Raw genomic sequence first — 12,467 nt, forward strand, 5'->3', positions numbered from 1 at the left:
CCCGGCTCCTCCCTCAGCGCGTAAAATCTCGCTATTGCTGTTTTGTTTTTCGGGATTACACATGAACGATGGAACGGATTATCGCGCGCTCCTTCTTGCCGATACGCCTTTAATTGATGTACGTGCGCCGGTTGAGTTTCAACAGGGCGCCATGCCAGGCGCTATCAACCTGCCATTGATGATGGATGATGAGCGAGCCGCCGTCGGCACCTGCTACAAACGTCAGGGCGCGGATGCAGCGTTAGCGCTGGGGCATCGGCTGGTTTGCGGCGACATTCGCCAGCAGCGGCTTGAAACCTGGAAAGCCGCATATCGACGTTTCCCCAACGGATATCTGTGTTGCGCGCGCGGCGGTCAGCGGTCGCATATCGTACAACGTTGGCTACAAGAAACAGGGATTGACTGCCCGCTTATTGAAGGCGGCTATAAGGCGCTGCGCCAGACGGCAATTCAGACGACCTGGCAACTGGTGCAAAAACCTATTCTCTTAATTGGCGGCTGTACTGGCAGCGGCAAAACGCAACTGGTGCGACAACAGCCCAACGGTGTCGATCTGGAAGGCCTCGCGCATCATCGCGGCTCCTCTTTTGGCCGCACGCTGAAACCACAACTCAGCCAGGCCAGCTTTGAAAACAAACTTGCCGTTGAATTGCTGAAAATTAACGCGCGTCAGGCGCTAAAAAGGTGGGTACTGGAAGATGAAGGGCGAACGATCGGCGCCAACCATCTGCCTGAGTGTTTACGCGAAAGAATGGCGCAGGCACCCATTGCGGTAGTGGAAGATCCATTTGCGCTTCGTCTGGAACGACTGCGTGAAGAATATTTCATCCGTATGCATCACGATTTCACCCGCGCCTACGGCGATGAACGTGGCTGGCAGGCGTACAGCGAGTACCTGCGCCACGGACTTTTCGCTATTCGCCGCCGTCTGGGGCTGCAACGCTTTGTTGAACTGACGAACACGCTGGATATGGCGCTGGCGGATCAATTATCCAGCGGCAGCACAGACGGACATATGGCATGGTTGGTTCCGCTACTGAATGAATATTACGACCCAATGTATCGCTATCAACTGGAGAAAAAAGCCGCGAATATCGTTTTTCGCGGCACATGGCAAGAGGCTGCCGACTGGCTAAAAGCGCAATAGCTTATTTTTATTGCCGGATGACGCTACATTGATCCGGCTTAGTGTCTGTCGCGCTTGTCGGCACGTTTCGCCAGCCAGTCGCCCAGCATCTGAACGACCTGAACCAGCACAATCAACGCCACTACGGTAACGACCATCACTTCGGTTTCGTAACGGTAGTAGCCATAGCGAATCGCCAGGTCGCCTACCCCGCCGCCGCCGACAATCCCGGCCATCGCCGAGTAGCCGATTAAGCTCACCAGTGTAATCGTCAGGCCGCGCAGTAACCCTGCGCTGGCTTCCGGTAACAGCACGGTACAGATAATACGCATCGGACTGGCACCGAATGCCAGTGCCGCCTCAATAATCCCTTTATCGACTTCACGGAGCGCGCTATCTACCAGGCGCGCATAAAACGCTATTGCGGCCACCGACAGCGGGACGGAGGCCGCAATCGGGCCTATCGTATTGCCCAGCAAAAGCTGCGTTAGCGGCAGTAACAGCACCAGTAAAATAACAAATGGCACCGAGCGGATAATATTCACCAGAACCGAGGCAACGAGATAAATAAAACGGTTCTGCCAGAACAAATGACGATCGGTGACAAAAATCAGAAAACCGAGTGGTAGGCCGCCAAGAATCGCCAGTACCGTTGAAATACTCAACATCTGGAAAGTTTCATTGAACGCCAGCGTTAAATCCGGCAGTAAATCATCCACGGATCACCTCCACCTGTGCGGTACGTTGACGGATATGCTCCACGGCGGCCGCCACCGCCGTTGGATTATGCGGCGCGGTTAATTGCACCATCAGAATGCCCAACGCGCGTTCGCCGATATACTCAATCTTGCCATGCAGGATATTGACCGCGACACCAAACTTGATCGCCACCTCCGACAGCACCGGCTGCTCCGCCGAATCGCCGATAAACAAAATTTTCAGCAACTGCCCGGGCAGGTGTTCCCGTAAACGTTCCGGCAGGGTCAAATTAAGGGTATGGGACACCAACTGCTGTGTGAAAGCATGTTGCGGGTGGGCAAACACATCAAACACCTCGCCAGACTCCACAACCTTACCGCCCGACATCACCGCCACGCGATCGCAAATAGATTTGATCACGTTCATTTCATGGGTGATCAGCACAATAGTGATCCCGAGCTGTGCATTGATCTGTCTGAGCAGCGCCAGAATAGTGGCGGAGGTTTCCAGATCCAGAGCGGAAGTCGGTTCGTCACACAGCAAAACATCCGGGTGGTTAGCGATGGCGCGGGCTATCCCCACCCGCTGTTTTTGCCCGCCGCTGAGCTGTACCGGAAAACGGTCCGCTTTATCGGCCAGGCCCACCAGCGTTAAAATTTCCGCCACCCGCGGCGCGATTTTGCTGCGCTCCCAGCCAGCCGCTTTCAGGCTAAACGCAACGTTTTGCGCCACTGTCCGGGTATGCATTAAGTTAAAATGCTGGAAAATCATACCAATACGCTGCCGCGCCTGGCGTAACGCTTTTCCGTCCAGCGCCGAAATCTCCACGCCGTTGACGTTGACGCGCCCCTGACTGGGACGCGTTAAGGCGTTCAGGGTACGCAGCAGAGTGCTTTTTCCTGCGCCGCTGGTACCGACAATACCAAAAATCTCGCCTGCGGCGATATGCAGGCTCACATTATCCACCGCGCGCGTCGGGGTGCCGCGGCCTGCGGTAAAATCGACGCAGACTTTTTCTATTTCAATCATATTCACCTCAGAGATTGGGGATGGTCGCCGCTGTGATCAGGGTGTCGCGGTCATCCATTCCGGTTTCTGGAAGGCGCTATAAATATTCTTTGGATCGTCGATGACCGCGCGATAAGCCGGCGATTTCACCGCCTCGACAATATCTTTGGCAAACGGCTTATCGGCATCTTCACTGCGTACCGCAATGATATTTTTCAGATTCTCATCCAGTTGTTCCTGCTTAATCGCGCCAGAGAGATCCAGTCCTGCCGCCACCGCAAAGTTCCCGTTAACCAACGCGCCGGTCACGCCATCCAGCGTGCGTGGTAGCTGTGCGGCTTCCAGCGGTTTGAAAACCAGTCCTTTTGGATTGCTGGCGATATCTCGTTCAGAGGCTTTAGTCGGATCGATACTGTCCTTAATCGTGATAAGCCCCAACGATTGCAGGAAGCGAAGGCCGCGCGCCAGGTTGGTCGGATCGTTGGAGAGGGTAATAATGTCCCCTTTTTTAAGCGCATTCAGGCTTTTGATTTTACGTGAATAGAAGCCCATCCCGGCTGTCGGTACAACAATAAGTTTGCTGAGCTTCAGCCCTTTGTCAGCGGTAAATTTGTCAAAATAGAGGGTATGTTGAAAGAGGTTGGCGTCGATGCTGCCGTTAGCTAGCGCCATATTGGGCTGGACATAGTCGCTAAACTCGCGCACCACGACCTTATACCCTTTTTCTTTTAATGTCGGCGCAATCGCCTGCTTAACCATGTCGCCATACGGACCTGGCGCGACGCCAAATACGATCGTTTGCGGGGAACCATCAGCATGGGCAAACTGTAATCCGCAGGCCAGTAATAGTGTGCTGGCCGCAATGCGTAAACTCTGACGCAATCCCATAATTTCTCCATTTTAAATAGTGTGATGCTGTGCTGGACGCCGTTCATGCGGCATCGTCTGTTTTGGCCCAAACGAAAGGCTATTTCTTAACATGACACAGATCACAGCCTGCTGTCCTTGAAATTATTTCATGATGTTTCCAGGTGTGTCGTTGAATGTGCGAGGCAGGCGCTCAGGCGTTTGTCAGGATGGAATAGCGTAAAGGAAAAATGCCGGATAAGACGTCTTAATGCCAACATCCGGCACAGGAAAACGCTTTAGAAATCGTAACGCAGACGCACCAGGTTCATATCGCCCAGGTTGTCAGTACTGGAGGTGAAAACATGTTCATAATCAACGCGGAAACCATAATCCAGTTGGAAGGTGATCCCCACGCCGTTATCGATACGCAGATAGTCGCGGCCATTCACATATTCAATGCGGTCGCCCATAAAGTACGGTTGAATAGCTTTCACAGCATACTGACCAATCGGGAAAGCGTAACCGACAAAATATTCCAGACCCCACGCATCGCCGGCAAAGTAATCATTCACAGACACTTTTTTGGTGGTCATAAAGTTCTGATACCAGCCGCCGCCTGCGGCGATAGTCCAGTTTTCCGGCGTCCAGCTTAACGCGGTACCGACAATATTTTGATCGTAAGTTTTATTGCCGTCGCCGCGCATCTCCGCACGGGTATAGTTCCATGCCGTTCCCCAGGTTAGATCGTCGGTAAGATGGTAATCCGCGCCTAAAGAACCGCCGCCTTTACGTTTGTAATTCAGGCCGTTATTGGCATTATAATCGTCGCTGAACAGATAAGACGCGTAGAGATCAACGTCGCCAACGGTTTTCTTATACTTCAATGATTTACGTGTACGGTAAGAACCATCGTAATCGCCGTTAATCCCGTTGCCCGGCGCCTGACCTATCATGTCGTAATCCCAGATATCGGTTTTTACGCCCACCACATCGTAATAAATGCTGTTCTGTTGACCGAAGGTCAGCGTCCCCCACGTCGCGCTCTTGAAGCCGGTATACAGCATACGGCGAGTGGTATCAGTCGCGCCCTTCGCATAATGGTTATCCCAGTCAAATACCGCAGGGATATTGACGCCCAGCTCGTAATAGCTAATCCAATTGATATCATCAAACAGATAGTAATCCGCAGCGAAGCGGAAACGCGTCCCGCCATCAAAACCATTACGTTTATAGCCGTTAGCGCCATCATTGCCGGTCATATTCTGGAACTGTGGACGAATACTCCCGCCGACGGTGAAATTGAGTCGGCTGAGTGGATTACCCGCCTGGGGATCTTGTTTTAAAACGGTGATTTCCGCCTGAGTGGCGAAAGGCATGACAGCCACTGCCGCGCCGATCGATGCCGCCAACGCTGTTATTTTAATTGTCATTATATTTTCCTTGATAGATAGCCAATCCAAATCATTTAGCAGACTAATAATAACTGTTATAAAACCTTACGTGTTGTGTATTTTTTAATGATTTGTGCTACTAAAAATCAAGGAGTTATCAATTTATGCAACTAAACAAGTATGCGCCGTTTTAAAAACCGGCGCGAAATTATTCACATTATGAATCATCCGCTAAACTGGCGAAATAGCGCTTTACCTTTCAGCAAACGGACGCCAAGCCAGCCGCCGCATACGGAAAGCAGTAGCGCGCCGCAAAACGGCAGCGCTATCCATAAACGCCAGTCCGGTTCCCAGGGGAAATCAAAAACGTTGATTTGTAAGACCGCCAGCGCCGTTTCCGCGCCAATCGCGGCGACCAGCCCGGAAACTAACCCCAGCATGGCGAATTCGCACCAGAGTGTGGTACGCAGCAGTTTCTTTCCAGCCCCCAACGTGCGCCACACCACCAGCTCCTGATGGCGCTGACGCATTCCCACCTGCACCTGGGCCAGTAATAGCAACATGCCGCAGAGGGTGACTAACACAACCATCACCTCCAGCGCCCGGCTGACCTGCTCCAGCACCTGTCCCACCTGTTTCAGGATCGCCCCGATATCTAACAGGCTGACGGTAGGAAACTCGCGGTTGAGCTGCGTTAACATGCCGTTGCCATTCTCCCAGCGAAAACTGGTCAACCAACTTTGCGGTTGCCCGTCGAGCGCCCCGGAAGGAAAAATGAAGAAAAAGTTAGGCCGCAGACTTTCCCAGTCTACTTTGCGCAGGCTGGTGACTTTGGCGCTAAACGCCTGCGTATCGCCCATAAAGGTTACGCTATCGCCGAGCCTGACGTTCAGCCGCTTCGCCAGCCCCTCCTCCATGGAGACTTCGCCCGGTTTTGGCGGCCAGTGACCGGCGACCAGCGGATTATGCTCCGGGCGCGTATCCTGCCAGGTCAAATTCAGTTCACGGTTGAGCGACTCATCCTGCTGACCTTCCGTCGGATTATCGTTTATCCTGGTTAACCGCGCCCGTACAATCGGATAAAACGTCTGCGGGATCACCTGATGTTCCGACAAAAAGGCTTTCAGCGGCGCAACCTGCTCTGAAGCAATATTGATAAGGAAATAGTTCGGACTTTCCGGCGGGAGTTGCTGTTGCCAGCGTTCAAGGAGATCGCCGCGCAGCACCAGCAAGAGAGCCAGCAGCATAAACGAAAGCGAAAACGCCGAAAGCTGACTCAACGTTGACCACGGCTGACGCAGCAGGCGACTGACGGCCAGACGCAACGGTAGCGACGTCAACGTCATGCCGCGCAACACGTTAAGCAGTATCCAGCCCACCAGGCCGCACAACAGCGCCAGTACCACGGCGCCCGCCAGAACCGCCCACAACAGCATACTTCCGCCCATCAATCCGGCGAGCAGCGCCACCACGACGGCGCAGGCGACAGGCAAATAAATTTTTAACGGCCAGACACGAGCGACGACATCGCGGCGCAGTACCCGTAGCGGCTGGGTCGCCAGCAACAATCGATAGGGCCGTAAACCGACCAGCAGAGAGATGACCGTCATCGCGCCCAGCGCCCACAGCCAGGGCCACAGGCTGGCGGACGGCAAATCGGCGGGCAGCACCGGTTTTAGCAGCACCAGTAATATGTTTTCAAACAGTAACCCAATCGCGCCTCCCGTGACGGCGGAAAGCCCCAGCACCATCAACCACTGTCCGATGATAATCTTACGCAACTGGGCCCGGCCCGCGCCCAGCGTTTTTAAAATCGCCACCAGATCGTAGCGGCTACGGCAGTAATGGCTCATCGCCACCGCGACGGCAGCTACCGCCAGCAGTAGCGTTAGTAGCGCCGAAAGCAGCAAAAACTGCTGCGAACGTTCGAGCGATTTCCCCAACGCCCCGTCATCCTGCTCCAGTCCGTACCAGCGATGTTCCGGTTTAAGCTGCGGTAACAGCCAGCTTTCATAGCCAGCAAGCTGTTGCGGCGTTCCGCCGAATTTATACCGCCACATCACGCGACTCCCCGGCTGTATCGCACCGGTTTTTGCCACATCGGCCATATTCATCATCAGACGCGGCGCCATCTGAAAAGGGTTAAACCCGGAATCCGGCTCCTGCACCACTTCACCGGCAATACGCAAGGTCACGTCGCCGACATCAATGGTATCGCCCGTTTTCAAATTAAGCAGCGCCATCAGACGCGGCGCCAGCAGTACGCTACCCGGCTGCGGTTTCACTCCGCCAGGACGGGTTTGCAATTCGCCGTACATCGGATAAACGCTATCTACCGCCTTCACGCTAGCCAGTTGCGGCGTATCGCCGGAAAACGTCATGGTCGCAAAGATTAACTGCTCGCCCACGTTAAGGCCGCGTTTATGCGCCTCCTCAATCCAGGCTTTCGGCACCTCTCGCGAACTTTGTAGCGTCCGATCGCCCGCCATAAACTCGCGACTTTGCTGACTTAACCCTTTTTCCATCCGGTCGCTGATACTGCCGAGCGCCAGTACGCAGGCCACCGCCAGACTCAATGCCAGCCAGACAATAATCAGCGAGGGCGAGCGCCATTCGCGCCAAAACCAGCGGGCTATCATGCCTCCTCCTGTAACTGACCGTTGACCAACCGCAGCCGCCGGTCACAGCGCGCCGCCAGCGCCAGGTCGTGCGTCACCAGAATCAGCGTGGTGCCGTGCTCGCGGTTAAGCGAAAATAGCAGGTCGGCGATTTTATCTCCGGTCTGACGGTCAAGGTTGCCCGTCGGCTCATCGGCAAACAGCACATCAGGACGCCCGTTAAACGCACGCGCCAACGCTACGCGCTGCTGTTCGCCGCCGGAAAGCTGCGCCGGAAGGTGGTCAAGCCGTTTTCCCAGCCCTAGTTGTTCAAGCAGCGCTTTCGCCCCCGCCTTGCTCTGACCGCTGTTTTCACCGCGCAGCAGGGCCGGCAGTTCAACGTTTTCCAGCGCGTTAAGCGTAGGAATGAGCATGAAGGATTGAAAAACAAAACCGACATGCTGAGCGCGAAGCTGTGCCCGCGCCTCTTCGTCCATCTGGTGAAGCGGTTTCCCCACCAGACTGACCTCCCCGCTACTGCCGTCATCCAGTCCGGCGAGAATCGCCAGCAACGTAGATTTTCCCGATCCTGATTCGCCAATCAGCGCAATGGTTTCGCCGCGTTTGACAACCAGTTCAACACCGGTAAGGATGGAAAGCTCATGCTCACCCTGACCGACGGACTTCCTGAGACGATGAACTTCAACACTGTTTTCCGCTGGCATTTGCCCTTCCTGTTTTTGATCCTGTTAACTTTCCGCGCCGCCGCCACAGACACCTTATTAATCCTGGGCGATAGCCTCAGCGCCGGTTACCGTATGGCCGCCAGCGCGGCATGGCCGTCGCTCCTTAATGATAAATGGCAAAACAAAACGCCGGTCGTTAATGCCAGTATAAGCGGTGATACCTCGCAGCAGGGACTGGCGCGTTTGCCGGCGCTGTTGCAACAGCATCAACCGCGCTGGGTACTGGTGGAGCTTGGCGGCAACGATGGCTTGCGCGGTTTTGCGCCTGCGCAAACCGAACAGACGCTACGTAAAATCATTCAGGCGGTGAAAGCCGCCGATGCCCAACCGTTACTGATGCAAATTCATCTGCCCGCGAACTACGGTCGCCGTTATAATGAATCCTTTAGCGCCATTTATCCTAAGCTCGCCAAAGAGTTCGATATTCCTCTGTTACCGTTTTTTATGGAAGAGGTATATCTGAAACCGCAGTGGATGCAGGATGATGGTATTCATCCCAACCGCGATGCGCAGCCGTTTATTGCCGACTGGATGGCGAAGCAGTTGACCCCTTTTCTCTCCTGAATAATTCGAGTTGCATGAAGGCAGCACGTAAGAGAATCTCCAGGAGCATAGATACCTATGTGACTGGGGTGAACGAACGCACAGGCAACTTGAAGTATGACGGATATAGTTAACCACGACTCTTAAATCAACGGAGATCCTGACAGGTAAAGTTATGCAAAAATCGGTCTTAATAACAGGATGTTCCAGCGGAATCGGTCTGGACAGTGCGCTTGAACTTAAACGCCAGGGCTTTCAAATCCTGGCGGGCTGCCGCAAACCCGATGATGTTGCCCGGATGAACAGTATGGGATTTACCGGCGTGTTGATCGATCTCGACTCCCCTGAAAGCGTGGATCGTGCCGCCGACGATGTGATCGCCCTGAGCGATAATCGTCTGTACGGGATCTTTAACAATGCCGGCTACGGTGTGTATGGCCCCCTTTCCACCATCAGCCGCGAGCAGATGGAACAACAGTTTTCCAGTAATTTTTTCGGCGCGCATCAGCTTACCATGCGCTTACTTCCCGCCATGTTGCCGCATGGCGAAGGGCGCATTGTGATGACCTCATCGGTGATGGGGCTGATTTCCACCCCAGGGCGCGGCGCTTACGCCGCCAGCAAATATGCGCTTGAAGCCTGGTCTGACGCGCTGCGTATGGAGCTACGGCACACAGGTATTAAAGTGAGCCTGATAGAGCCCGGACCGATTCGTACCCGTTTTACGGATAACGTTAACCAAACGCAACGCGATAAACCGGTAGAAAATCCCGGCATTGCCGCACGTTTCACCCGCGATCCTGACGCAGTGGTGGCGAAAGTCCGCCATGCTTTTGAAAGCGATAAACCCAAGCTGCGCTACCCCGTTACGCTGGTCACCTGGGTGGTGATGGCGCTGAAACGCATATTACCGGGCCGTATACTGGATAAAATTTTACAAAGCTGAGTTGAAGCGCGCCCGTCAGCCCCCATGTAAACGTGACACAGACAAAAGAGAGCGACGCCATGTCCGTACAGAACATTGTCAATATTAATGAATCCAACCTGCAGCAAACCTTAGAACAGTCCATGACCACGCCGGTACTGTTCTATTTCTGGTCTGAACGCAGCCAACACTGTCTGCAATTAACGCCAGTGCTGGAAAGTCTGGCTACCCAGTACAACGGTCAGTTTATTCTGGCAAAACTGGACTGTGACGCTGAACAAATGATCGCCGCTCAGTTTGGTCTGCGCGCTATCCCGACAGTCTATCTGTTCCAGAATGGCCAACCGGTCGATGGTTTCCAGGGGCCGCAGCCGGAAGAGGCGATCCGCGCTCTGCTGGATAAAGTACTGCCGCGCGAAGAAGAACTAAAAGCGCAGCAGGCGATGCAGTTAATGCAGGAGGGCAACTACGTTGACGCGCTGCCGTTGCTAAAAGACGCCTGGCAGCTCTCTTCGCAGAACAGTGAGATTGGCCTGTTACTGGCGGAAGCGCAAATTGCTCTGAACCGCTCTGAAGAGGCCGAGGCGGTATTAAAAACCATCCCGCTACAGGATCAGGATACCCGTTATCAGGGGCTGGTTGCGCAGATCGAGCTGCTTAAACAGGCAGCGGATACGCCGGAAATTCAACAGCTTCAGCAGCAGGTAGAGGAGAATCCGCAGGATGCGGCTTTGGCAACGCAACTGGCGTTACAGTTGCACCAGGTCGGACGTAATGAAGAAGCGCTGGAATTGCTGTTCAGCCATCTGAGAAAAGATCTTGCCGCCGCCGAGGGACAGACGCGCAAAACCTTCCAGGAGATTCTTGCCGCGCTCGGCACCGGCGACGCGCTGGCCTCAAAATACCGCCGCCAGTTGTACGCGCTGCTGTACTAATCATCTCTTGCCTGATGACGCTGCGCTTATCAGGCCTACCCATCGTCCTCAGGCCGGATAAGGCGTTCACGCCGCCATCCGGCAAATATCATGATTTCTTGAGCTGCGTCGCTACCAACTGATGACGCGAATTATAGAATTTCCGGTAGGTTAAATAGCAGGCAATGATGGTAGACAGGCTGGCTGTCGACAACAGCATAAACGTTACCATAATTTGATATTTAATCGCTTTTACCGGATCGATCCCGGCAAAAATCAGCCCGGACATCATCCCTGGCAGGCTCACCAGCCCAACGGTCTTTGCCGAATCGATCGTCGGGATAAGCGATGCGCGGATACTGTCGCGGATAAGCCCGGCGGAGGCCATTTTCGGCGTGGCGCCCAAACTTAACTTTTCCTGGATTTGCTGCTGCTCGCTGTGAAAACGCAGCCCCAGTTGGTTGTAGCACAGCCCTACCGCCACCATCGCATTGCCGGCGACCATGCCAGCGATGGGAATAACTTGCATCGGCGCAAATTCAATCGAACCGGTAAGCACCAGTACCGTCAGCGTTAGCCCGGCGCCGACGGTGATGGCGATAAACGAGGAGAGAAATGCCTTATCGATATATTTACTGCGCTTTTGCGCGTTCCAGGCGGCGTTAAAACAGATGAACAGCACCATCAGTAGCGTCAGAGCGGCATGGTTAACGCCAAAGATGTATTTCAGTACATAGCCGACAATAATGAGCTGTATCACCGCCCGGCATACGCTCCACAGAATATCTTTTTCCAGCGCCAGTTTTTCTTTGTGACTGATGAGCATCGCGACCACCACCAGCAGCATCGATAACGCCAGCGACGTATTGGTAATATTATGCTCGTTCATAACGCGTCTCCTGCATCTCTCCGGCAGATGGTGTTAGCGTTATCACCTTATCCGCGTGTTGAATTTCATCTTTATCATGCGTTACCCATAAAACAGCTACCTGCTTATCGCGAACATAGCGATGAATAATATCATTCACATTCCGTTTGTTATGTTCATCCAGCGCGCTGGTTATTTCGTCGAGTAACAGTATTTTCGGCAAAAACTGAAGATTACGAATTAAAGCAATACGCTGTTTTTCCCCGCCGGAAAGTGCGGAAATCGGTTTTTGCAGAATCGTCTCCGGCAGTTCAAAAAGCGCCAGATCGCCTGCGAAGGCTTTCGGCTGCGGGCGCTGATGACGAATTTGCCAGGGAAAAATCAGATTATCGTAAACCGTATCGCCAAATAGCGCTGGCGTCTGAGCGCAATAAGAAACCTGCTGGCGATAGGCTTCCGGGCTCAGAGTAGTAATATCCTGTCCCTCAAAAAGAATCACGCCGATATCAGGACTTATTAACGAGGCCACCATTTTCAGCAGCGTACTTTTTCCGCAGCCTGAAGGGCCGGTAATGAGCTTAAATTCGCCGTGTTGCAGCGTAAAACTGATGTTATTCAATATCTTTGCTGTCGCGGTCTGGTAACCGACCTGCTTTAACTCAAGCAACATGCTACGTTCTGTCATTTATTGCGCATCCGTTGTTCATATTTTTATAGCGATAGTGTATCCCTGTAATTAATAAGGGGGGAACATGCTTTACTGAATCAGGTATAATTCGCTTAATTCGTCAGCAAAATTGG

Annotated in this window: 12 protein-coding genes and 1 pseudogene; 5 read left to right on the forward strand and 8 right to left on the reverse strand. The window is 53.5% G+C overall.

Features of this window, described 5'->3' with window-relative positions:
- Positions 1-61 precede the first annotated feature (61 nt).
- Positions 62-1,147, forward strand: coding sequence for a tRNA 2-selenouridine(34) synthase MnmH (gene mnmH / locus AC3G3F_RS15055; protein ID WP_023246731.1), 1,086 nt, complete (start codon positions 62-64; stop codon positions 1,145-1,147).
- Between the two features lie 38 nt (positions 1,148-1,185).
- Here the strand turns inward: mnmH and AC3G3F_RS15060 are convergent, their stop codons facing one another.
- From AC3G3F_RS15060 to ybbA, 6 genes are all read right to left on the reverse strand, one after another.
- Positions 1,186-1,845, reverse strand: coding sequence for a methionine ABC transporter permease (locus AC3G3F_RS15060; protein ID WP_000342247.1), 660 nt, complete (start codon positions 1,843-1,845; stop codon positions 1,186-1,188).
- The gene (sfbB, locus tag AC3G3F_RS15065; RefSeq protein ID WP_053529255.1) at positions 1,838-2,854 is read right to left on the reverse strand and encodes a virulence-associated ABC transporter ATP-binding protein SfbB; all 1,017 of its coding nucleotides are present in this window, start codon (positions 2,852-2,854) and stop codon (positions 1,838-1,840) included. Before sfbB ends, AC3G3F_RS15060 begins: the two co-directional genes overlap by 8 nt.
- Positions 2,855-2,890: 36 nt before the next feature.
- Positions 2,891-3,721, reverse strand: a complete 831-nt coding sequence (locus AC3G3F_RS15070; protein ID WP_023246729.1) for a MetQ/NlpA family ABC transporter substrate-binding protein — start codon at positions 3,719-3,721, stop codon at positions 2,891-2,893.
- A gap of 257 nt (positions 3,722-3,978) precedes the next feature.
- Positions 3,979-5,112: a porin gene (locus AC3G3F_RS15075; protein WP_063390219.1), complete on the reverse strand. Its 1,134-nt coding sequence runs from the start codon at positions 5,110-5,112 to the stop codon at positions 3,979-3,981.
- 185 nt (positions 5,113-5,297) lie between these two features.
- On the reverse strand, positions 5,298-7,712 hold the full coding sequence (gene ybbP, locus AC3G3F_RS15080; protein WP_079813407.1) for a putative ABC transporter permease subunit YbbP: 2,415 nt from the start codon (positions 7,710-7,712) through the stop codon (positions 5,298-5,300).
- On the reverse strand, positions 7,709-8,395 hold the full coding sequence (gene ybbA, locus AC3G3F_RS15085) for a putative ABC transporter ATP-binding protein YbbA (protein WP_023182848.1): 687 nt from the start codon (positions 8,393-8,395) through the stop codon (positions 7,709-7,711). Before ybbA ends, ybbP begins: the two co-directional genes overlap by 4 nt.
- On the opposite strand from ybbA, the gene tesA reads away from it, so the two are divergent.
- The 4 genes and pseudogenes from tesA to AC3G3F_RS15105 form a co-directional block, all read left to right on the forward strand.
- The gene (gene tesA, locus AC3G3F_RS15090; RefSeq protein WP_121768012.1) at positions 8,366-8,980 is read left to right on the forward strand and encodes a multifunctional acyl-CoA thioesterase I/protease I/lysophospholipase L1; all 615 of its coding nucleotides are present in this window, start codon (positions 8,366-8,368) and stop codon (positions 8,978-8,980) included. The two genes, ybbA and tesA, sit on opposite strands and share 30 nt — an antisense overlap.
- A gap of 154 nt (positions 8,981-9,134) precedes the next feature.
- On the forward strand, positions 9,135-9,905 hold the full coding sequence (locus AC3G3F_RS15095) for an SDR family oxidoreductase (protein ID WP_023246725.1): 771 nt from the start codon (positions 9,135-9,137) through the stop codon (positions 9,903-9,905).
- Positions 9,906-9,964: 59 nt separating this feature from the next.
- Positions 9,965-10,819, forward strand: coding sequence for a chaperedoxin (gene cnoX / locus AC3G3F_RS15100; RefSeq protein ID WP_023246724.1), 855 nt, complete (start codon positions 9,965-9,967; stop codon positions 10,817-10,819).
- 4 nt (positions 10,820-10,823) lie between these two features.
- Positions 10,824-10,905 (forward strand): annotated as a pseudogene (locus AC3G3F_RS15105) (hypothetical protein); the annotation flags it as partial.
- Between the two features lie 2 nt (positions 10,906-10,907).
- Here AC3G3F_RS15105 and fetB read toward each other — a convergent pair.
- A complete protein-coding gene (fetB, locus tag AC3G3F_RS15110) occupies positions 10,908-11,687 on the reverse strand; it encodes an iron efflux ABC transporter permease subunit FetB (protein WP_001002127.1) in 780 nt (259 codons plus the stop codon).
- Complete coding sequence (gene fetA / locus AC3G3F_RS15115) at positions 11,674-12,351, reverse strand: iron efflux ABC transporter ATP-binding subunit FetA (protein WP_053508512.1); 678 nt, start codon at positions 12,349-12,351, stop codon at positions 11,674-11,676. Before fetA ends, fetB begins: the two co-directional genes overlap by 14 nt.
- Between the last annotated feature and the right edge of the window lie 116 nt (positions 12,352-12,467).

The sequence above is a fragment of the Salmonella sp. FC25216 genome, from assembly GCF_057751355.1.

Bases quoted from the DNA above. Each gene is read 5' to 3' on its own strand.
- mnmH (WP_023246731.1), top strand. From the start codon at position 62: ATGAACGATGGAACGGATTATCGCGCGCTCCTTCTTGCCGATACGCCT.
- sfbB (WP_053529255.1), bottom strand. From the start codon at position 2,854: ATGATTGAAATAGAAAAAGTCTGCGTCGATTTTACCGCAGGCCGCGGC.
- AC3G3F_RS15070 (WP_023246729.1), bottom strand. From the start codon at position 3,721: ATGGGATTGCGTCAGAGTTTACGCATTGCGGCCAGCACACTATTACTG.
- AC3G3F_RS15075 (WP_063390219.1), bottom strand. From the start codon at position 5,112: ATGACAATTAAAATAACAGCGTTGGCGGCATCGATCGGCGCGGCAGTG.
- ybbP (WP_079813407.1), bottom strand. From the start codon at position 7,712: ATGATAGCCCGCTGGTTTTGGCGCGAATGGCGCTCGCCCTCGCTGATT.
- tesA (WP_121768012.1), top strand. From the start codon at position 8,366: ATGAACTTCAACACTGTTTTCCGCTGGCATTTGCCCTTCCTGTTTTTG.
- ybbA (WP_023182848.1), bottom strand. From the start codon at position 8,395: ATGCCAGCGGAAAACAGTGTTGAAGTTCATCGTCTCAGGAAGTCCGTC.
- AC3G3F_RS15095 (WP_023246725.1), top strand. From the start codon at position 9,135: ATGCAAAAATCGGTCTTAATAACAGGATGTTCCAGCGGAATCGGTCTG.
- cnoX (WP_023246724.1), top strand. From the start codon at position 9,965: ATGTCCGTACAGAACATTGTCAATATTAATGAATCCAACCTGCAGCAA.
- fetB (WP_001002127.1), bottom strand. From the start codon at position 11,687: ATGAACGAGCATAATATTACCAATACGTCGCTGGCGTTATCGATGCTG.
- fetA (WP_053508512.1), bottom strand. From the start codon at position 12,351: ATGACAGAACGTAGCATGTTGCTTGAGTTAAAGCAGGTCGGTTACCAG.